21 protein-coding genes are annotated in these 18,311 nt (G+C 72.9%); 3 read left to right on the top strand and 18 right to left on the bottom strand.

The annotated features are described in order from the left end of the window. The first annotated feature begins 340 nt into the window (after positions 1-340). Entirely contained in the window at positions 341-1,204 is an 864-nt protein-coding gene (locus ME121_RS27030) for an outer membrane protein (protein WP_012320780.1), read from the top strand. 130 nt (positions 1,205-1,334) lie between these two features. On the opposite strand, the gene phnN is transcribed toward ME121_RS27030, so the two are convergent. Genes phnN through phnG form a run of 9 tightly spaced genes read right to left on the bottom strand, consistent with a single transcriptional unit; the run spans position 1,335 to position 8,038 of the window. Continuing rightward, entirely contained in the window at positions 1,335-1,865 is a 531-nt protein-coding gene (phnN, locus tag ME121_RS27025) for a phosphonate metabolism protein/1,5-bisphosphokinase (PRPP-forming) PhnN (RefSeq protein WP_012320781.1), read from the bottom strand. After that, on the bottom strand, positions 1,865-3,001 hold the full coding sequence (locus ME121_RS27020) for an alpha-D-ribose 1-methylphosphonate 5-triphosphate diphosphatase (protein WP_059409931.1): 1,137 nt from the start codon (positions 2,999-3,001) through the stop codon (positions 1,865-1,867). The genes phnN and ME121_RS27020 overlap by 1 nt, the downstream gene beginning before the upstream one ends. 11 nt (positions 3,002-3,012) lie before the next feature. Next, on the bottom strand, positions 3,013-3,720 hold the full coding sequence (phnL, locus tag ME121_RS27015; protein WP_012320783.1) for a phosphonate C-P lyase system protein PhnL: 708 nt from the start codon (positions 3,718-3,720) through the stop codon (positions 3,013-3,015). Next, positions 3,717-4,490, bottom strand: coding sequence for a phosphonate C-P lyase system protein PhnK (gene phnK, locus ME121_RS27010; protein ID WP_059409930.1), 774 nt, complete (start codon positions 4,488-4,490; stop codon positions 3,717-3,719). Before phnK ends, phnL begins: the two co-directional genes overlap by 4 nt. Beyond that, entirely contained in the window at positions 4,487-4,987 is a 501-nt protein-coding gene (locus tag ME121_RS27005) for a GNAT family N-acetyltransferase (protein ID WP_059409929.1), read from the bottom strand. Before ME121_RS27005 ends, phnK begins: the two co-directional genes overlap by 4 nt. Next, complete coding sequence (locus ME121_RS27000) at positions 4,984-5,871, bottom strand: alpha-D-ribose 1-methylphosphonate 5-phosphate C-P-lyase PhnJ (RefSeq protein ID WP_012320786.1); 888 nt, start codon at positions 5,869-5,871, stop codon at positions 4,984-4,986. The genes ME121_RS27005 and ME121_RS27000 overlap by 4 nt, the downstream gene beginning before the upstream one ends. Continuing rightward, positions 5,868-6,974 carry a carbon-phosphorus lyase complex subunit gene (locus ME121_RS26995; protein ID WP_012320787.1) on the bottom strand — a complete coding sequence of 369 codons (1,107 nt, stop codon included), beginning with the start codon at positions 6,972-6,974 and terminating at the stop codon, positions 5,868-5,870. Before ME121_RS26995 ends, ME121_RS27000 begins: the two co-directional genes overlap by 4 nt. Positions 6,975-6,977: 3 nt before the next feature. Continuing rightward, entirely contained in the window at positions 6,978-7,565 is a 588-nt protein-coding gene (phnH, locus tag ME121_RS26990; RefSeq protein WP_059409928.1) for a phosphonate C-P lyase system protein PhnH, read from the bottom strand. A gap of 2 nt (positions 7,566-7,567) precedes the next feature. Continuing rightward, positions 7,568-8,038, bottom strand: coding sequence for a phosphonate C-P lyase system protein PhnG (gene phnG, locus ME121_RS26985; RefSeq protein ID WP_012320789.1), 471 nt, complete (start codon positions 8,036-8,038; stop codon positions 7,568-7,570). Between the two features lie 79 nt (positions 8,039-8,117). Between phnG and phnF the strand changes: the two genes are divergently transcribed. Next, positions 8,118-8,861 carry a phosphonate metabolism transcriptional regulator PhnF gene (phnF, locus tag ME121_RS26980; RefSeq protein WP_012320790.1) on the top strand — a complete coding sequence of 248 codons (744 nt, stop codon included), beginning with the start codon at positions 8,118-8,120 and terminating at the stop codon, positions 8,859-8,861. Positions 8,862-9,132: 271 nt separating this feature from the next. Here phnF and phnE (ME121_RS26975) read toward each other — a convergent pair whose 3' ends face one another. The 7 genes from phnE (ME121_RS26975) to ME121_RS26945 all read right to left on the bottom strand — a co-directional run bounded on the left by phnE (ME121_RS26975) (position 9,133) and on the right by ME121_RS26945 (position 15,392). Next, the gene (gene phnE / locus ME121_RS26975) at positions 9,133-9,999 is read right to left on the bottom strand and encodes a phosphonate ABC transporter, permease protein PhnE (protein WP_024829095.1); all 867 of its coding nucleotides are present in this window, start codon (positions 9,997-9,999) and stop codon (positions 9,133-9,135) included. Then, a complete protein-coding gene (gene phnE, locus ME121_RS26970; protein WP_059409927.1) occupies positions 9,996-10,877 on the bottom strand; it encodes a phosphonate ABC transporter, permease protein PhnE in 882 nt (293 codons plus the stop codon). The genes phnE (ME121_RS26975) and phnE (ME121_RS26970) overlap by 4 nt, the downstream gene beginning before the upstream one ends. Before the next feature lie 16 nt (positions 10,878-10,893). Further along, the gene (gene phnD / locus ME121_RS26965; protein ID WP_012320793.1) at positions 10,894-11,820 is read right to left on the bottom strand and encodes a phosphonate ABC transporter substrate-binding protein; all 927 of its coding nucleotides are present in this window, start codon (positions 11,818-11,820) and stop codon (positions 10,894-10,896) included. Between the two features lie 134 nt (positions 11,821-11,954). Continuing rightward, a complete protein-coding gene (gene phnC, locus ME121_RS26960; RefSeq protein WP_012320794.1) occupies positions 11,955-12,803 on the bottom strand; it encodes a phosphonate ABC transporter ATP-binding protein in 849 nt (282 codons plus the stop codon). Between the two features lie 115 nt (positions 12,804-12,918). Continuing rightward, the gene (locus tag ME121_RS26955) at positions 12,919-13,539 is read right to left on the bottom strand and encodes an LbetaH domain-containing protein (protein WP_024829092.1); all 621 of its coding nucleotides are present in this window, start codon (positions 13,537-13,539) and stop codon (positions 12,919-12,921) included. After that, entirely contained in the window at positions 13,532-14,218 is a 687-nt protein-coding gene (locus tag ME121_RS26950; protein ID WP_059409926.1) for a DUF1045 domain-containing protein, read from the bottom strand. Before ME121_RS26950 ends, ME121_RS26955 begins: the two co-directional genes overlap by 8 nt. Before the next feature lie 25 nt (positions 14,219-14,243). Then, positions 14,244-15,392 (bottom strand): ceramide glucosyltransferase, encoded by a 1,149-nt coding sequence (locus ME121_RS26945; RefSeq protein WP_012320796.1) that lies wholly within the window; start codon positions 15,390-15,392, stop codon positions 14,244-14,246. Between the two features lie 222 nt (positions 15,393-15,614). Here ME121_RS26945 and ME121_RS26940 point away from each other — a divergent pair, with 222 nt between their 5' ends. Further along, on the top strand, positions 15,615-17,243 hold the full coding sequence (locus ME121_RS26940; RefSeq protein WP_059409925.1) for an inorganic phosphate transporter: 1,629 nt from the start codon (positions 15,615-15,617) through the stop codon (positions 17,241-17,243). Positions 17,244-17,332: 89 nt separating this feature from the next. On the opposite strand, the gene ME121_RS26935 is transcribed toward ME121_RS26940, so the two are convergent. Together ME121_RS26935 and ME121_RS26930 are read right to left on the bottom strand one after the other, a co-directional pair. Then, positions 17,333-17,584, bottom strand: a complete 252-nt coding sequence (locus ME121_RS26935; protein WP_012320798.1) for a hypothetical protein — start codon at positions 17,582-17,584, stop codon at positions 17,333-17,335. Positions 17,585-17,587: 3 nt separating this feature from the next. After that, positions 17,588-17,995, bottom strand: a complete 408-nt coding sequence (locus tag ME121_RS26930) for a Ros/MucR family transcriptional regulator (protein WP_024829089.1) — start codon at positions 17,993-17,995, stop codon at positions 17,588-17,590. Positions 17,996-18,311 lie beyond the last annotated feature (316 nt).

Genomic DNA, 18,311 nt, shown 5'->3' with positions numbered 1-18,311 from the left:
CGGCTTGGTGCGGGAGAACTTTTCCTTGCCCATGATTCCCATTCCTGCGGCGGGGACCACGCAAGGGCCCCGAATCCTGGTCAGCCGCCCCGAAGTTCCGACAGGGGCGAAAAACGCGGTCCGCTTAGAGGGTCGGCCGCCAGGGATCAAGCTCCGCGACGCGCGGGGGCCCGCCGACGGCCCCGCTGTCAAGCCACGGCGACGAGTCTTGAACGTCGAAACATCAATCACAGGCAGTATCGGCGCCGCTTTCGCGCCACAGTGTGGCTTCGCGGGCATAGCGGGATCCGTGCGGCCGAGCTTAAGTGGCGACAACAACGCGTCACCTCGGACCCCCGCCATGATGAAGAAGCTCCTCCTCGCCACCGCCGCGACGGCCCTGGTCACGACGGCCGCCTCCGCCGCCGACCTGCCGCGTCGCGCCGCGCCGCCGCCGGTCTTCACGCCGGTGCCGGTCTTCACCTGGACGGGCTTCTACGCCGGTCTCGAGTCGGCCTACACCTTCACCGACCGTGAGCGCATCACGACCGTCGGCGTCCAGCCCGGCAACGCCACCAACGTCGCCCTCGGCCGCCGCCCGTTCGCGACCTCGACCACGCAGGACGGCTTCGCCAACATCGGCGGCACCGCCGGCTACAACTACCAGTTCACGCCGGGCGCCGGCATCGTCGTCGGTATCGCCAACAGCATCGACTGGACGGACATCACCAAGAACCGGGTCGTGCTCGGCACCGGCAACGTCGCCGGCGGCCCGCCGAACATCAGCCAGTTCCGCCAGAGCCTCGACTGGCTCGGCACCCTCACCGGCCGCGTCGGCTACGCCTTCGACCGCGTCCTGGTCTACGGGATGGGCGGCCTCGCCTACGGCAACGTGTTCCACGACGCCAACTTCTACACCCCGGGCGGCCGCCTGCAGTTCGCCGGCCGCTACGACGACTTCAAGACCGGCTTCGCCTACGGCGGCGGCATCGAGTTCGCGCTGCCCACCGACAGCTTCCTGAACACCTTCGCGCTCGGCCGTTACATCGGCATCAAGTACGACGCCATCACGGTGAAGGCCGAGTACCTGCACTACGACCTCGGCAGCCAGAACGTGCTCGTCGGCGCGGTCCCGGGCGTGGGCAACGGCGCGTACATCTCGCGCTTCCGCACCGAGGGCAGCATCGTCCGCGCCGGCTTCAACTACAAGTTCGGCGGCCTCTGAGTCAGTCGACGCCGGGGGCTCCCCGGCGGATCCGAGCGAGGGCGGGTGCCGGTGTCGGCGCCCGCCCTTTTTCGTGGCTCACGCACCGTGCGGCCGGCGCGTCCGCGCGGACCGCCGCGCGCTAGCCCCGTCAGCAGGCGCGCAGATGCGCGACCAGCCGCGCGGCCGCCTCGTCCGCGGCGCCGGTGTTGAGGATCGTCAGGTCCGCGGTGACGCCGCCCTCGCGGGCGAGACGCGCGGCCAGGTCGCCGTCCTGCGCGCGGCCGCGGGCGGCGATGCGCCGCGCCAGGATCTCGGGCGGCGCCGTGATCTCGACGACGCTCACCCGCCGGCCAGACTCCCGCGCGCCCGCGACGACGCGGCGCGAGACGTTGCAGACCACCACGTGGCCTTCCGCGACCCGCCGGCCGACCGCCTCCGGCAGCGCGTAGCCGAGGCCGTGGGCGCGCCAGCTCAGGGTGAAGCGCCCGGCCGCGCAGCCCTCGGCGAAGGCGGCCTCGTCGATCTCGTCGTTGTCCTCGTCGGCCGAGGGCGGCCGGGTGACGAGGCGGCGCGGGAAGACGTAGCGCGGGTCGCCGGCCAGGGCCGCCCGGGCGAGCCGGAGCAGCGTATCCTTGCCGGCCCCGCTCGGGCCGACCACGAGGACGAGGCAGCCCGGCATCAGGCGACGCGCCGCCCGGCGCGCCAGACCTCGCGGACCACCGGAACCCCCTCGGCCCGCTGCACGCGCACGAGATCGGCCCGCAGCCCGGGCGCCAGGGCGCCGCGATCGGTCAAGCCGGTGGCGCGGGCGGGGTTGGCCGTGACGGTGGCGAGCGCCTCGGGCAGCGTGATCGCGGGCGCCTGCTCGGGCAGCAGGAAGGCCGCCATCAGCAGGCTCGCCGGCACGTAGTCCGAGGACAGGATGTCGAGGTGCCCGGCCTCGGCCAGCGCCAGGGCGGCGACGTTGCCGGAATGCGAGCCGCCGCGGATCAGGTTCGGCGCGCCCATCATCACGGTGAGGCCCTGCCGGTGCGCGGCCTCGGCCGCCTCCAGGGTGGTGGGGAACTCGGCCAGCCGCACGCCCTCGCCGACCGCGAGGTCGACGTCGGCCAGGGTCGTGTCGTCGTGGCTCGCGAGCGGGATGCCCATCTCGCGGGCGAACTGGACCAGGGCCGGCCGGTTCTTCGCGTTGAGCGCCCGTCCGTCGCGGACCTTGCGCTCGGTGTTGGCGCGGATCTCCTCCATGGGCCGGCCGCCGCGGGTGGCGTAGGTGTAGTACTTCTCCATGTCGCGGAACTGCCGCTGGCCGGGCGTGTGGTCCATCAGCGAGATCAGCCCCACCGGGTAGCGGGCCGTGAAGGTCGCCACCGTGTCGAGCACGTCGAGGGAGGGCAGCTCGCAGCGCAGGTGCGTGAAGTGCTCGGCCCGGAACAGGTCCCCGGCCCGCGCGGCGGCGATGGCGCCGGCGAGCTGCTCCAGCTCGGAGCCGAGGCCGCTGCCGTCCGGGTCGCTGCCGGCGCGCAGCGAATCGAACACGGTGGTGATTCCCGAGGCGGTGATCTGCGCGTCGTAGGCCAGGACGGCGCCGAGGGGGTGCCAGCGCACCTTCGGGCGCGGCGCGAAATGACTCTCCAGATGGTCGGTGTGCAGCTCGATCAGGCCGGGAATCAGGTGGTCGCCGCCGAGGTCGAGGCCGCGCGCGGGCGGGCGCCCCTCGCCGATCTCGACGATCGCCCCGTCCGACACGGCGAGCCAGCCGCGCTGCACCCGGTCCGGCAGGACCAGGGTCGCGTTCTCGAGGATGAAGTCGTCCATCGTGAAGATCCTCAGGCTGCCCGGGCGCGCGGCGCGAAGCGGGTGACATCGACCACCCGGGTCGCCACAGCGTCGCGCATCTCGCTGTCGTGGAAGATGCCGAGCACGCCGGCCCCCGCCCGGAGCTTCTCGCGGACGAGCTCGGCCACGACGGCGCGGTTCTCCGCGTCCAGGGAGGCGGTGGGCTCGTCGAGGAGCAGGAGCGGCCGGTCGGCGATCAGGCCCCGGGCGATGTTGACCCGCTGCTGCTCGCCCCCCGAGAAGGTCGCGGGCGGCAGGCCCCAGAGCCGCTCGGGCAGGTTGAGCCGGGCGAGCAGGGTCTCGGCCCGCGCGCGCGCCGCCTCCTCGGACAATCCGCCCTCGCGGCCGGCAGCCTCGACGACGTCGAGGGCCGGGACCCGCGGGATCACCCGCAGGAACTGCGACACGTAGGCGATGACCCGCGCCCGCAGCGCCAGGACCGCCCGCGGATCGGCGCGGACGACGTCCACGACCGTCGCGCCGTCGCGGACGAGGATCGCGCCGCCGTCGCAGCGGTAATTGCCGTAGGCCATCTTCAGCAGCGAGGATTTCCCCGCGCCGGACGGGCCGCCGAGCACCACGCACTCGCCGGGTTCCACGGACAGGCTCACGCCGCCCACCACCGGCAGCACGACGCCGCCGCGCAGGTGCAGGGTGAAGCTCTTGGCGACGTTCTCGAAGGTCAGGAGCGCGGTCATGCGGCGAGCACCGAGGCGACGAGGAGCTGGGTGTAGGCGTGCTCGGGATCGTCGAGCACCCGGTCGGTGAGGCCGGTCTCGATCACCCGGCCGGCGCGCATGACCATGATCCGGTGCGAGAGGAGCCGCGCCACCGCGAGGTCGTGGGTGACGATGATCACCGCGAGCCCCAGCTCGGCCGAGAGCCGGCGGATCAGGTCGAGGAGCCGCGCCTGGACCGAGACGTCGAGGCCGGAGGTCGGCTCGTCCATCAGCACCAGGCGGGGCCCGGTGACGAGGTTGCGGGCGATCTGCAGGCGCTGGCGCATGCCGCCGGAGAAGCGCGTCGGCGGGTCGTCGATCCGGTCGGCGGCGATCTCGACCCGGCCGAGCCAGTCGAGGGCCTGGGCGCGGATCCGCCCGTAGTGGCGCTCGCCGAGCCCCATCAACCGCTCGCCGACATTGCCGCCGGCCGAGACCGCCATGCGCAGGCCCTGGGCCGCGTCCTGGCGGACGAACCCCCACTCGGTGCGCATCAGCGCCCGGCGCCCGGCCTCGCTCAAGGTGCCGAGGTCGCGCAGCGCACCGTCGCGCATCCGGTAGGCGACCGTCCCGGAATCGGGCGCCAGCTCGGTGGCGATGAGGGAGAGCAGCGTCGACTTGCCGGACCCGGATTCGCCCACGATCGCCAGCACCTCGCCGGGCACGAGGTCGAACGACACGTCGGCGCAGGCGAGGCGGGCGCCGTAGCGCTTGGTCAGGCCGCGGACCTGCAGCAGGGATTCGCTCATCGGGTCGCCTCCGCGGCGTCGGGCAGGAAGGGGGGATCGAGGCGGAAGCTGTAGCCGTAGCGCTCGAAGCCGAGGCTCTCGTAGAAGGCGTGGGCCGGCTTGGCGTCGACGTTCGACGACAGGGCGAGCTTGTAGCAGCCCCGCGCCTCGGCGAGCCGGGCCGCCGCGCGCATCATCGCCCGGCCGAGACCGCCGCCGCGGTGCCGGGACGCGACCACGACGCTCTCGACGAGGGCCGAGGGCGTGCCCCAGTGGGCGATGTTGTCGAGGATGACGAGGCAGAAGGTGCCGACGACCGCGCCGTCGCGTTCGGCCACGTAGAGCCCGTAATCGGGATAGGCCGTCGTGAGTCGGTCGAGCAGCGCCCCGGCCCGCTCCAGGGTCGTCACCCGCCCGCCGTTCAGCTCGGCGTAGAGGTCGAGGATCGCGGGCAGGTCCGGTTTCCCGGCCCGGCGGACCGTGAAGTCGCCCGTGCCGCGCCTCACATCGCCACTCATGCCGCGTCCCCCGCGCCGACATGGCCGTCCGCGCGGCGCCCCTCGCAGTGGTCGGTGTCCGAGCAGACGAACATCCGCCTTCCGGCATCGTCGAGCAGCACCTCGTCGAGATAGACGCCTTCGGCGCCGCACAGGGCGCAGGGCTGGTCGAAGTGCTGCACCCGGAACGGGTGATCCTCGAAGTCGAGGCTGCGCACCCGCGTGTGGGGCGGCACCGCGTAGATCCGCCGCTCGCGGCCCGCGCCGAAGAGCTGGAGCGCCGGGCAGTCGTCCATCTTGGGGTTGTCGAATTTCGGCGTCGGCGACGGGTCCATCACGTAGCGGCCCGCCACCTCCACCGGGTACGCGTAGGTGGTGGCGATGTGGCCGTGGCGGCTGATGTCCTCGTAGAGCTTCACGTGCATGGCGCCGTACTCGGCCAGCGCGTGGAGCTGGCGCGTCTCGGTCTCGCGGGGCTCGAGGAAGCGCAGGGGCTCGGGGATCGGCACTTGGTAGACCAGCGTCTGCCCCTCGGTGAGCGGCGTCTCGGGGATGCGGTGGCGGGTCTGGATGACCGTCGCCTCCGCGGTGCGGGTCGTGGTGGCCACCCCGGAGGTCTTGGCGAAGAAGCGGCGGATCGAGACCGCGTTGGTGGTGTCGTCGGCGCCCTGGTCGATGACCTTGAGCACGTCCGAGCGGCCGAGGATCGCGGCCGTGACCTGCACGCCGCCGGTGCCCCAGCCGTACGGCATCGGCATCTCGCGGGAGGCGAAGGGCACCTGATAGCCCGGCACCGCGATGGCCTTGAGGATGGCCCGGCGGATCATCCGCTTCGTGCCCTCGTCGAGATAGGCGAAGTTGTAGCCCGGTTCGCTCTCCGGGCGGTGCGCGATCGCGGCGCTCATTCGGCGGCCTCCTGCATCTCGACGGCGTCGGACGCGCGCTCGAACTCGGCGCGTAGCCGGCGAACAAGTTCCAGCTCGGCCTGGAAATCGACGTAGTGGGGCAGCTTCAGGTGCTCGACGAAGCCGGTCGCCTGGAGACTGTCGCAGTGGGCCAGGACGAATTCCTGGTCCTGGGCCGGGCTCGCCACCGGCTCGCCCAGCTCCTCCGCGCGCAGCGCCCGATCCACGAGCGCCATCGCCATGGCCTTGCGCTCGCTCTGCCCGAAGCTCAGCCCGTAGCCGCGGGTGAATTGCGGCGGCGCCGTCCCCGTGCCCTTGAACTGATTGACCATCTGGCACTCGGTGAGCCGCACGCGGCCGAGCGGCACCGCGAAGCCCAGCTCCTCGGGCACGAACTCGACCGCGACCTCGCCGACCCGGATCTCGCCGACGAACGGGTGGGTGCGGCCGTAGCCGCGCTGCGTCGAGTAGGCGAGGCCGAGCACGAAGCCCTCGTCGCCCCGGGCGAGCGCCTGGAGGCGCAGGGCCCGGTCGGCGGGATAATCCACCGGCTCGCGGGTGAGGTCGCCCGCGGGGGCGCCGTCCTCCGGGGGCGAGGGCTCGATCAGGCCGTCCCGGGCCAGCAGGTCGGTGACCCGCGGGCAGGTGCCGGCATCGGGGCGCGGCTCGGCCTCGGCGGCGGGCTCGGACGCGGTCTCGGCGGCGAGCGCGAAGTCGACCAGCCGGTGGGTGTAGTCGAAGGTCGGCCCGAGCACCTGCCCGCCCGGAAGGTCCTTGAAGGTCGCGGAGATCCGGCGCTCGACCGCCATGGCCCCGGTGTCGACCGGCGCGGAGGCGCCGAAGCGCGGCAGCGTCGTCCGGTAGGCGCGGACGAGGAACACCGCCTCGACCACGTCGCCCCGCGCCTGCTTCAGCGCCAGCGCCGCGAGGTCCGGATCGTAGAGCGAGCCCTCGGTCATGACCCGGTCGACGAGCAGCGCCATCTGCTCCCGGATCTGCGCCACGGAGAGTTCGGGCAATGCGGGGTCGCCCCGGCGCGTCTCGGCGAGGAGCCGGTGGGCGTTGTCGATGGCGGCCTCGCCGCCCTTCACGGCCACGTACATGGGTCAGGCCTCCGTGACCGTCGTGGAGCGCGGGAGAGCGGCCACGCGGCCGGGCGCGGTGAGGATCAGGTCGACGCCGAGGGGAAAGCCGGCGCGGTTCTCGGCGAGCTGCGCCACGAAGCCCTCCGGCAGCGGCGCCGGCGCGAGCCGGGCAGCCTCCCGGATGCCCGGGCCGGACAGGTGCAGCCCCTCCCCCTCGGCGACCGCGTCGAGGGCGAGCACCAGGGTCGTGGCGGTGTCGGGATAGGCCGGCGTGCCGGGGGCGAACCGGCTCAGCGGCGGGCACCGCGCGGGCTCGCGGACCAGCGCGAAGGCGGCCGCGGCCGGGTCGCCGGTGAGCGGCGCGCCGGTGTGGAAGCGCAGGAATTCCGCGACCTCCCGCGCCGCGGCGAGGACCGGATCGAGCCAGACCGGCGTGTCGGCGTCGGTGAGCGTCAGCGCGACGGCGGCCAGTTCCGGCGTCAGCGGCGCGGGCGGCGCGAGGTCGGCGACGAGCGCCCGGACGCGTCCGGGACGGGCGAGCGCGTCCATGACGGCGCGGAAGGTGCCCTGCGCGTCGTGGACCGGATCGGCGAAGCCGGGGGCGAGCATGCTCAATCCTCTCCGCGGGCGAGGGTCAGGAAATCGACGCGGGTGGCGGCCGTGCGCCGGGCCGCCCGCGCTCGGGACTCCGCGAGCCGCCGGGCGGCGGGCTCCAGGGCGGCCTCGACCCGGGCGCGCCGGCCCGGATCCTGCCAGAGGGCGTCGAGGATCGCGGCGAGCCGCGCCTTCGTGCGGTCGCGACCGAGATGGTAGGCGAAGCCGGCCGGGCCGTCCGCGAGGCGGATGGCGGCCCGGGTCACGCTGACCTCACCGAGGTTGAACGGCCGCCCGTCGCCGCCGATCCGGCCCGAAGCCATCACGAGACCTGTCTCCGGCACGCGCAGATCCGCGGCCGCGGGCGCATCGAGGCCCGACAGGGCCGCCTCCAGATCCGCGCGGCTCGCCTCGGCGCAGAGGGCCATGACCGCCTGGCGCGCCGCGGTCTCGCCCTCGGATCCGGCCTGTCTCGGGGTCGTCGTCATCGCGAATCCCTTCGTCGCTCGGTTGTATAGGTGTATAGACAACTGGCGTGCGCCGCACAAATGAAGTTTGGATGACAGCATGGATGCGCAGGAGCAGGCGGCCGGCCTCGTCCGGGGCGAGGGGCTGACGGCGTGGCGGCAGATCGCCGACGCGCTGACGGCCGAGATCGCGGCGGGGCGCTACGCGCCGGGGCAGCAACTGCCCGCCGAGGCCGCCCTGGCGGCGCGGTTCGCGGTGAACCGGCACACGGTGCGGCGCGCCCTCGCGGCGCTCGCGGAGGGCGGCCTCGTGCGCGCCAGCCAGGGTCGGGGCACCTTCGTGGAGGAGGCGCCCCTCGCCTACCCGATCGGGCCGCGGACGCGCTTCTCCGAGATCGTCGCCGGGGCCGGGCGCGAGGCCTGGGGCGACCTCGTCGCCTCGGCCACGGTCCCGGCCGGGCCCGAGCAGGCGGCCTCCCTGGCCCTCGCCCCCGGCGCGCCGATCCTGGAGCTGCTGACCGTCCACCGGGCGGACAGCGCCCCGCTCTCGACGGCGCTGACCTGGCTGCCGCTGCCGCGCTTCGCGGGCTTCGCCGAGGCCTACGCCGAGCGGGGCTCGATCACCCGGGCTTTCGCGACCTGCGGCGTCCACGACTACACCCGGCTCTCGACGCGGATCCGGGCCCGTCCCGCGGATTCCGCGGAGGCGCAGCGCCTCGACATCGCGCCGGGGCGGGTCGTGCTGGTGGTGTCGAGCGTCAACATCGATCCCGCCGGCGTGCCGATCCAGGCGAACCGCACCCTGTTCGCGGCCGACCGGGTGGAGCTGGTGATCGGGGGGTGATGCGGTGTCCGCGCGACGGCCTCGGCACAGCGTCCTCGCGAGCGGAGCGAAGCGATGACGACGAGGGTCCGTCACCCGAGCGCGCGAACCGGACGCCGTACGATACGAGCCGTCCCGGCCATCCTGTCATCCCGAGGTGCCGGAGCGCAGCGGAGGCCTCGAAGGAGGGCTCCAGCTGGCGCGCGGTGGCTCGAGCCCTCCTTCGAGGCGGCCGCGCCGCACCTCAGGATGAGGGGGTGGATGGGACGGACCGCCCGCTGCGCGGCCTCCTTCAGCGCGCCGCCGGCCCGATGATCGCCCGGCGCAGGCGGGTCGAGATCCAGTCGATCGCCGCCACGGTCACGAGGATCATCAGCACCAGGAAGGCGACCTGCTGCAGCTCCAGCACGCGGATCAGCTCGGTGAGGTACTGGCCGATGCCGCCCGCGCCGACGATGCCGATGATCGTCGCCGAGCGGGTGTTCGACTCGAAGAAGTACAGGACCTGGCTCGCCAGCACCGGCAGCACCCCGGGGATCAGCCCGAAGCGGATGCGGTGGAGCGCCGAGCCGCCCGAGGCGACGACGCCCTCGCCGGCGCGTCGGTCGCAGGTCTCGATCGCCTCGGAGAACAGCTTGCCGAGCGCCCCGACATCCGAGCACGCGATCGCGAGCGCCCCCGCGAACGGGCCGAGGCCGACGACGTTGATCCAGATCAGAGCCCAGATCAGCACGTCGACCGAGCGCATCACGTCGAGGCCGCGGCGGACCGCGAACCGCGCGAACGGGTTGGGCACGACGTTCCGCGCCGCCAGGAACGCCACCGGGAAGGCGAGGATCGCCGCCGTCAGCGTGCCCAGGAAGGCGATGCCGAGGGTCTCGCCCAGCGCGTGCAGGAAGGTCCAGAACTGGCCCTCCGGCGACGGCGGCAGCATCAGCACCGCGAAGGTGCCGAGCCGCCCGAGACCGTGGAGGATCCGCGCCACCGAGAAGTCGAGGCGCCAGGCGCCGAGCGCCGCGAGCCCCACCAGGACGACGAGCAGGGCGGCGAGCCGCGCCCGCCCCGGCCAGTCGGTGCGGAACTGCGCGGGGTAACGCGCGCGCAGGCGGGCGAGGTCGGCCCGGGCCGCCGCCCGCAGGGCCTCGGGACGCGCGCTCATCGGGCCTGCTCCGCGCCGATCAGGCGGTGGCGGACCCGCTCGGTGACGAGGTCGATGCAGAAGACGGTCAGGATGATCAGCACGAGGATCGCGCTCACGTCAGCGTAGTAGAAGTTGCGGATCGCCACGAGGAATTCCTGGCCGATGCCGCCGGCGCCGACGAAGCCCATCACCCCGGCCCCGCGCACGTTGATCTCGAAGCGCAGCAGCGCGTAGGAGGCGAAGTTCGACAGGACCTGCGGCAGCACCGCGAAGCGCACCGTCTGGACCCAGGTCGCGCCCGAGGCCGACAGGCCCTCGACGGGGCGCATGTCGATGTTCTCGACCACCTCGGAGAACAGCTTGCCCAGCGCCCCCGTGGTGTGGATCGCGATGGCGAGCACGCCCACCATCGGGCCGAGGCCGAAGGCGATCACGAAGATCAGCGCGAACACCACCTCGGGGACGGTGCGGCACAGTTCCAGCAGGCGCTTGGCGCCGACGCGCAGCGCGCGCGACCGCACGAGGTTGGCGGCGGCCACGAAGCTGAGGGCGAAGCCCCCGATCCCTCCGAGCAGCGTCCCGAGATAGGCCATGAGCAGGGTCTCGCCCAGCAGGCCCAGCCATTTGGGCAGGCCCCAGTACCAGGCGCGGACGTCCTCCAGCGGGTGATCGAGGCCGATCGGCGGCAGGATCTGCTGGATGTAGGCGGTGAACTTGCCGATGTTCTCGGCGAGGACCAGCGGCCGCACCTCGGCGATCAGCCCGGCGACCACGGCGAGCGCCGCCACCAGGGCGAAGCCCGCCAGCGTGCGGCGGCGGGCTTCCCCGGTCGCCGCCGCGTAGAGGCCGGAGAGGGCGGCTGCCCGCTCCGGCGACAGGGGTGTCAGACCGCGCAAGGCGGGCGGCTCCGGATCAGGACTTCCGGCGCTGCTCGTCGTTGAAGCGCAGCATGTCGATGATCGGCTGGTAATCCTTGAGGGTCACCGGCGTGAGATCCTGGTCCTTGCCGTCGGAGAGCCGGTCGAACGCGGCCTTGTCGGCCTTCGGCAGGGCCACGAAGGCGTCGCGGATCTTGGCCTTCAGGTCGTCCGGCAGGCTCGCCAGCACGGCGAATGGCCCCTCCGGCAGGAAGTCGGACTTGAACACGACGCGGAAGTCCGACTGCTGCATCGGGGTGCCGTCGGGCTTCTTGAGCATGCCCTTGGCGGCCATGCGGGTGACCATCGTGTCGGTCTCGGAATTCCACAGGTTGGCGGCGGCGTCGGCGGTGCCCTGGGTGAGCGCCAGCACGGCGTTCTCGTGGCTGCCGGCGTAGAAGGTCTTGCCGAAGAACTTCTCCACGTCGTAGCCGGCCCGCTTCAGGAAGAAGCGCGGCGCCTGGTTGCCGGAGGTCGAGTTCGGATCGACCAGGGCGAGGTTCTTGCCCTTCAGATCCTCGACGGTCTTGTAGGGGCTGGAGGCCAGCACGTAGACCACCGAATAGTAGCCCGAGGCGCCGGTCTCGTGCTTCTGGTTGACGATCGGCTCGATCTTCACGCCGGTCATCACGGCCCGCGCGAAGGAGGCCGGCCCGTACCACGCGATCTGGATGTTGCCGGCCCGCTGGCCCTCGATCACGGCGGCGTAGTCGCTCGCCACCCGCAGCTTCACCGGCACGCCGAGCGTCTTGGTCAGGTAGGCGGTGAGCGGCGCCCAGCGGTCGGCGGTGCCCGAGGCGTTCTCCGCCGGGATCACGCCGAGCGTCAGCTCCGGATACTGGGCCTTCCAGTCCTGGGCGGCGGCCGGCAGGCCGAGGAGGGCGAGGGCCGCGGCGGCGGCGAGGGTGCGTCGGGTGATCATCGGGTCGTCCTTCGTGGCGGCGTCGGCGAGGTTCGGCCGGCCAAGGGCCGGTCGGGCGTTTCCAGAGCGGTGCTCGTTGGCAGTGCTCGTTGGCAGTGCTCGTTGGCGGTGTTCGTTGGGGCCCGGGGCCCGGATCAGGCGCCGAGGGCGGCCTCGCGGACCGGCCGGGCCGGCACGAGACCGGGCCGGCCCGGCATCGCGGCCCGCTGCTCCGCCTCGCGCTGCGCGGAATCGTCCAGCACCTCGCCGGCCTCCAGGCCGTAGAGGCGGCGCGCCACGTCCTCGGTCAGGTCGAAGGGGCCGCCCTCGAACACGACCCGCCCGGCCGCGAGGCCGACGAGGCGGTCGCAGTAGGCGCGGGCGAGGTCGAGGGAGTGCAGGTTGCACAGCACGGTGATGCCGTAGCGCCGGTTCACCTCGGCCAGCGCGTCCATCACCAAGCGGGTGTTGCGCGGGTCGAGGGAGGCGACCGGCTCGTCGGCGAGCAGGATCTCGGGCTCCTGCACGAGGGCGCGGGCGATGGCGACGCGCTGCTGCTGCCCGCCCGACAGGCCGTCGGCCCGCTGGCCGGCGAACTCGCCCATGTCGAAGCTCTCCAGGGCGGCGAGGGCCATGGCCCGGTCCTCGGCGGACCATTGCCGGAGCAGGGAGCGATAGGTCGGCACGTGGCTGAGGCGCCCCATCAGCACGTTCGTCATCACGTCGAGGCGGCCGACGAGGTTGAACTGCTGGAAGATCATGGCGCAGCGGGTGCGCCATTCCCGCAGGGGACGGCCGCGCAGGGTCGTCACCTCGCGGCCCTCGTGGAGGATGCGCCCCGAACTCGGGTCCGCCAGCCGATTGATGAGGCGCAGGAGCGTCGACTTGCCGGCGCCCGACCGGCCGATCACCCCGACGAAGCTGCCGGGCTCGATCCGGAGCGACACGCCGTCGACGGCGCGCCGGTCGCCGTACTGGCGCGTGAGATCCTCGATAACCAGCATGCAACCATCCGCCGCGGAGTGGCCGCACGTAAACGCCGGTTTCACGACGATTGGATGACGTATTCGGAACGATTATATTTGCCGGCGCAACATCTCGGTTATTTCGATAGCCGACTTAATCTTCGCAGCGCTCCAGGAACGCCTCAATCGGCAGGCCGCGGAAATCCGGCAGCGCCCGGCGCAGGCGCTCGTGGTCCCAGTCCCACCAGGCGAGGCGCATCAGGCGGGCGGCGATCGCCTCGGGGAAGCGGCGCCGGACCGGCCGGGCGGGATTGCCGACGACGATCGTGTAGGGCTCGACGTCGCGGGTGACGATGGCGCCCGCTCCCACCACCGCGCCGGTGCCGATCGTGCGCCCCGGCAGGACGACCGCGCCGTGGCCGATCCAGACATCGTGGCCGATCGCCACCGGGCTCGCCCGGCGCCGGTCGAAGAAGGCGGGCTCGTCCGATTCGTCCGGCCAGTAGGCCCGCGCCCGGTAGGTGAAGTGCGCCTGGGAGGCGCGCTCCATCGGGTGATTGCCGGGATTGATCCGCACGCTGGCGGCGATCGAGCAGAACTTGCCGATCGCGGTGTAGATCACCTCGCCGTCCTCACCGATGTAGGAATAGTCGTCGAGGATTGTCTCGGTGAGCCGGGTGCGGGCGCCGACCTCGGTGTAGCGGCCGAGGCGGCTGTCGACGACCCGGGCGCTCGGATCGAGCGCGGGTTCGAGGCCGAGGGGGCGGTCAACCACGGGCTTCTCCGAAGGGCAGGCGCGCCAGGAGCCGGAACGGCTCCGACCCGTCCTGGATCAGGAGGCTGACGGCGTCGATCCGCAGGGGCTCCGGCCCCGCGGCGCCGTAGGCTTCGGACAGGCGCCGGTGCCAGGAATCGCGATCCGCCTCCGGCAGGGCGTCGGTCAGGGTCATGTGGAAGCGGAAGGCCTCGAACACGTACGGGTAGCCCCAGCGCGCGAGGAGCGCGCGGCCGCGCGCGTCGAGGCGCTCCGGGCGGCGCTTGGCGCGCTCGGCCTCCGTGAGCGGCGCCCGGAACGGGTCCAGGGCGGCGACGCATTCGGCCGCCAGCAGCCCCAGCTCCGGCGGCGGGGCCTCCGGCACCAGGGCGAGGAACGGCCCGAGGGCGGCGACCCGGAGCGGGCCCACCGCCACCGGCGGGTGCGCGGCCGCGAGGTCGCGGGCGGCGGCGACGAGGTCGGCCTCCGCGGCGCCCGGGGCGAGGCGCATCGGCGCCTTGAGGGTGGCGTGGAACCCGTAGACCCGCGCGCCCGCCGTGACCGCCGCGAGATCACCGAGCCCCTCCGGGTGCGCGACCGGCAGCCCGGAGACGTTGTCGGTGCCGAGGACCGCGCGCCCGAACGCTTCGAGGCGGGATCCCGGGGCGGGCAGCCAGTAGAGGGCGTAGCGGCGCGACACGTCAGGGCCTCCGATCGCCGGGCGGTCAGGCCGTCGGCGCGTAGGAGCGCGCGCCGGCGGCCCGCCGGGGGCGCACGTCCATGGCGTTGCCCCGCCACACGATGGCGCTCCGCATCCAGGCGCCGAGCCAGATCGCCGGGATCAGGGCGTCGCGCGCCAGGAAGGCCGCCAGCGTGCGGGGCGAACGGTGCCAACCCGCGCGGACCGCGAGCCGGTGCTCGGCGGCATAGCACAGGGCGGCGAGGCCGGCAGCGCCGGCGAGGCCCGCGAGGCTGCCGGCCCAGAGGGCGACGAGGAGCGCCGGCAGCAGGACGCCGCTGCCGATCTCGGGGGCGAAGAACAGCGGGAAGGTCACGCGGCGCAGGCGCGCCCAGCGCAGCTGCCGCGCCCAGACCTCCCGGAAGCCGCGCGGGCCGAGCGGCTGCTCGAACGGGCTCGCCACGAGGTGGACGCGCTTGCCGGCGGCGCGCACGAGCTTGGTGGCGGCCGCGTCCTCCGCGATCTCGGCGGCGAGCGCCTGGAGCCCGCCCTGCGCCTCTAGGAAGGGCTTGTGCCAGAGCATGCTCTTGCCCTGCGCGAAGCCCAGGCCGAAGGCCTCGGCGGCGTATTGCCAGCGCGCTTGGAGGGTGTTCAGGAAGGCGCACTCCACCTCCGCCATGAAGCTGCCCGGGCGGGCGCCGGCCGGGGTGGAGCAGACGAGGCCGGTATCGTCGCGCCACGCCGCCTGGAGCCGCTGGAGGTAGTCCGGCGGCATGGCCACGTTGGAATCGGCGAGCACCACCCAGTCGTGGGCGGCGGCGCGCCAGCCGCGCAGGCAGTTGTTGAGCTTCGGGTTCGCGCTGACCCGCTCGTCGCCGCGGATCAGGCGGGCCGGCACCTGCGGGTGGGCCTCGATCAGGCGCTCCACCATCGGCACGATCGGGTCGGCCGGGTCGGCCACGCAGAAGATCAGCTCGTAGGCCGGGTAGTCGAGGCGGAAGCTGCGGACGAGCATCTCCTCGCTGTACGCCTCGACCCCGCGCAGCGGCCGGACCAGGGAGACGGGCGCGCCGTCGGGGAATTGCGACGGGCCGTGGTTCCGGCCGAGGCGCCGGGCCGCGACGGCGATGCTGCCGACTTGGACGAGGGCCAGGAGCGCGCCGAGGGACAGGGCCGGCACCGTGGCGTCAATCATGCGGATCCCTCGTGCGATCGGGCGAGCGGTCCGGTCCGCTAGCGGCTCGACCGCGTCAGGCGTGTGACAGCGCCGCCCGGCGCTCCCGGTCCCGGTCACCGACGCGGCGCGTCGCGTCGCGGGCCGTCACGGGCCGTCACGGGCCTGCCGTCGCCCGTCACCCAACCGTCACCGCTCCATCTTAATCCCGGCCCACCACCACGTAGAATTCCGCGAGGGTACATGTCCGATACCGCCGTGATGCCGTCGGGGGCGGTGGGAGGCCGGCGGGCGGGCGGCCCGCGCCTCGACCACGGGACGCATCTCGGCGGCGTGGTCGCGTTCCTCCTCGTCCTGGTGGCGGGCCTCGGCTACGCGGTGGTGAGCCTCGTCGCCGACATGAACGCGGTCGGCGAGGCGCCCCTGGCCTACGGCGCCTTCGCGCTGCTCGGCCTCGCCCTGCTGATCGCCCTCGCCTTCGAGTTCGTGAACGGCTTCCACGACACCGCCAACGCGGTCGCCACGGTGATCTACACCCACTCGATGCCGCCGCTCGTCGCGGTGATCTGGTCGGGTGCCTTCAACTTCCTGGGCGTGATGCTGTCCTCGGGCGCGGTGGCCTACGCGATCGTGACGCTGCTGCCCGTCGAGCTGATCCTCAACGTCGGCTCGCACGCGGGCTACGCGATGATCTTCGCGCTCCTGCTGGCGGCCATCATCTGGAACCTCGGGACCTGGGCCTTCGGGCTGCCGAACTCGTCGTCCCACGCGCTGATCGGCTCGGTGCTCGGCGTCGGCCTCGCCAACCAGCTGATGAACGGCGGCGACGGTACCGCGGGCGTCGACTGGACCCAGGCGCTCAACGTCTTCAAGGCGCTGCTGTTCTCGCCGGTCTGCGGCTTCGTGCTCGCGGCGCTGCTGCTGCTCGCCCTGAAATTCACGGTGCGCCGCAGGGACCTCTACGAGGCGCCCGAGGGCGACGCGCCCCCGCCCCTGTGGATCCGCGGCCTGCTGATCCTCACCTGCACGCTGGTCTCGTTCTTCCACGGCGGCAATGACGGGCAGAAGGGCATGGGCCTGATCATGCTGATCCTGATCGGCGCCGCCCCCACCGCCTACGCGCTCAACCGCACCATGGCGGACGACACGACGCCCGCCTTCGTGCAGGCCTCGACGGCGGCGAGCGCGGTGTTCTCCGCCCGCGCCCCCGGCGCGGCGGTTCCGGACGCCGCCGCCGCGCGCCGGACGGTGACGGAGGCGCTCAAGACCAAGGCGCTGAACACGCCGCCCGTCTACGCGGCCCTGGCGGCGCTCTCCGACGACATCGCCGCCAGCGTCAAGAATTACGGGGCGATCCGGACGGTGCCGGCCGCCCAGACCCAGAACCTGCGCAGCGACATGTATCTCGCCGCCGACGCGGTGCGCGTGCTGCCGAGCGCCGGGGCCGACTTCTCGGAGACCGACAAGGCGGACCTGAAACGCTACGCGGGCCTGCTGAACGACGGCACGCGCTACATCCCGGGCTGGGTGAAGGTCTGCGTCGCCCTGGCGCTGGGTCTCGGCACCATGGTCGGATGGAAGCGCATCGTCGTCACGGTGGGCGAGAAGATCGGCAAGACCCACCTGACCTACGCGCAGGGCGCCTCGGCCGAGATCGTCGCCGCCGGCACGATCGGGCTGGCCGAACTCTACGGCCTGCCGGTCTCGACGACCCACATCCTGTCCTCCGGCGTCGCCGGCACCATGGCGGCCAACGGCTCGGGACTCCAGATGTCCACGGTGCGCAACATGGCGCTCGCCTGGGTCCTGACCCTGCCGGCGGCCATCACCCTCGCGGCCGTGCTGTTCTTCATCCTGCGCCACGTGTTCTGACGCGGGCTCGGCCCGGGCGGGCCGGAGACCGCGGTCCGCCTCCGACGAGGCGGCCCGGTCTCCGGCTTCCTGCAGCGCCCCCCGACGCTTCAGGAACTCGCCATCGCCCGCACGAAGGCCAGGCAGGTCCGGCGCGCCGCCGGACTGTCGATCGTCACGAACGCCGACACGAGGTCGGCCGCCTGGGTCATGGCCGCGTCGGGCCGGTCGGCATCCGGGTAGAAGCTCGCCACCGGCACGTCGAGGATGCCGGCGATGCGGCTCAGGGCGTCGCTGGCGCGCGCCGTCTCCGGGGACGGCGTGCGGGTTCGGGCCGGATCCGCGGAAGCGTCGGGCGCCATCGCTCAGGCCGCCTTGTGGCCGAGCTGGATCGCCCGGGCGATCTCCGAGCGCCGCGCGGCGTAGCCCGGCGCCACCATCGGGTAGTCGGCCGGCAGGCCGTACTTCGCCCGGTAGCGCTCGGGGGTGAGGCCGTGCGCGGTGAGGTGGCGCTTCAGGGTCTGGTAGGACCGGCCGTCGATGAAGCTGATCAGGCCCGTGTCCTGGATCGACGCTTCGACCTGCGGCTGGCTCAGCCCGACCCCGCCGAAATCGGACGGCGCGCGGCGGAGCACCGCGATCGCCGCGTGCACTTGGTCGATCAGCGCCGGCAGCGCCGTGACCTCGATCGCGTTGCGCGAGACGTAGGCCGCGACGATCGCGCCGACCTTCTCCAGCATGAAAGTTGAACGGTGGTCGGTAAGGTGGTCCATCTGAGACATCGCTGTTCGAGGGCGTCCCACCATTCGGGCCTCGTCACCGAGCGGCCGGCTCGCACCGGGTGTCGCGCGGAGGAAGGCTGAGCAACGGTTCAGCCGGCGGGACATTTCTACCTCAAGTTGATTTCTCTCCGTTTCTTGAGGTTGCAGATAATATACAATATGAGCGGACGGCGGTTTGTCCGACGGCGCGAGGTTTTTTGCTCCACCGCGCAGCGGACGGCATTCCGGCCATGGTTACTGATGTGTTCACTGTTTTCGGCCGCCGAGATCGGTGCCCGAACTCGACTTCGGCATCGGCGGTCCCGCG

Source organism: Methylobacterium sp. ME121 (assembly GCF_000974725.1).
In the GTDB taxonomy this organism is placed as follows: Bacteria; Pseudomonadota; Alphaproteobacteria; order Rhizobiales; family Beijerinckiaceae; genus Methylobacterium; species Methylobacterium radiotolerans.
Note: the sequence above shows the minus strand (reverse complement) of the source record. Positions and strands in the feature narration are given on the sequence as shown.

Coding starts and splice junctions, on each gene's coding strand:
- ME121_RS27030 (WP_012320780.1), top strand. CDS start 341: ATGATGAAGAAGCTCCTCCTCGCCACCGCCGCGACGGCCCTGGTCACG.
- phnN (WP_012320781.1), bottom strand. CDS start 1,865: ATGCCGGGCTGCCTCGTCCTCGTGGTCGGCCCGAGCGGGGCCGGCAAG.
- ME121_RS27020 (WP_059409931.1), bottom strand. CDS start 3,001: ATGGACGACTTCATCCTCGAGAACGCGACCCTGGTCCTGCCGGACCGG.
- phnL (WP_012320783.1), bottom strand. CDS start 3,720: ATGACCGCGCTCCTGACCTTCGAGAACGTCGCCAAGAGCTTCACCCTG.
- phnK (WP_059409930.1), bottom strand. CDS start 4,490: ATGAGCGAATCCCTGCTGCAGGTCCGCGGCCTGACCAAGCGCTACGGC.
- ME121_RS27005 (WP_059409929.1), bottom strand. CDS start 4,987: ATGAGTGGCGATGTGAGGCGCGGCACGGGCGACTTCACGGTCCGCCGG.
- ME121_RS27000 (WP_012320786.1), bottom strand. CDS start 5,871: ATGAGCGCCGCGATCGCGCACCGCCCGGAGAGCGAACCGGGCTACAAC.
- ME121_RS26995 (WP_012320787.1), bottom strand. CDS start 6,974: ATGTACGTGGCCGTGAAGGGCGGCGAGGCCGCCATCGACAACGCCCAC.
- phnH (WP_059409928.1), bottom strand. CDS start 7,565: ATGCTCGCCCCCGGCTTCGCCGATCCGGTCCACGACGCGCAGGGCACC.
- phnG (WP_012320789.1), bottom strand. CDS start 8,038: ATGACGACGACCCCGAGACAGGCCGGATCCGAGGGCGAGACCGCGGCG.
- phnF (WP_012320790.1), top strand. CDS start 8,118: ATGGATGCGCAGGAGCAGGCGGCCGGCCTCGTCCGGGGCGAGGGGCTG.
- phnE (WP_024829095.1), bottom strand. CDS start 9,999: ATGAGCGCGCGTCCCGAGGCCCTGCGGGCGGCGGCCCGGGCCGACCTC.
- phnD (WP_012320793.1), bottom strand. CDS start 11,820: ATGATCACCCGACGCACCCTCGCCGCCGCCGCGGCCCTCGCCCTCCTC.
- phnC (WP_012320794.1), bottom strand. CDS start 12,803: ATGCTGGTTATCGAGGATCTCACGCGCCAGTACGGCGACCGGCGCGCC.
- ME121_RS26945 (WP_012320796.1), bottom strand. CDS start 15,392: ATGATTGACGCCACGGTGCCGGCCCTGTCCCTCGGCGCGCTCCTGGCC.
- ME121_RS26940 (WP_059409925.1), top strand. CDS start 15,615: ATGTCCGATACCGCCGTGATGCCGTCGGGGGCGGTGGGAGGCCGGCGG.
- ME121_RS26935 (WP_012320798.1), bottom strand. CDS start 17,584: ATGGCGCCCGACGCTTCCGCGGATCCGGCCCGAACCCGCACGCCGTCC.
- ME121_RS26930 (WP_024829089.1), bottom strand. CDS start 17,995: ATGGACCACCTTACCGACCACCGTTCAACTTTCATGCTGGAGAAGGTC.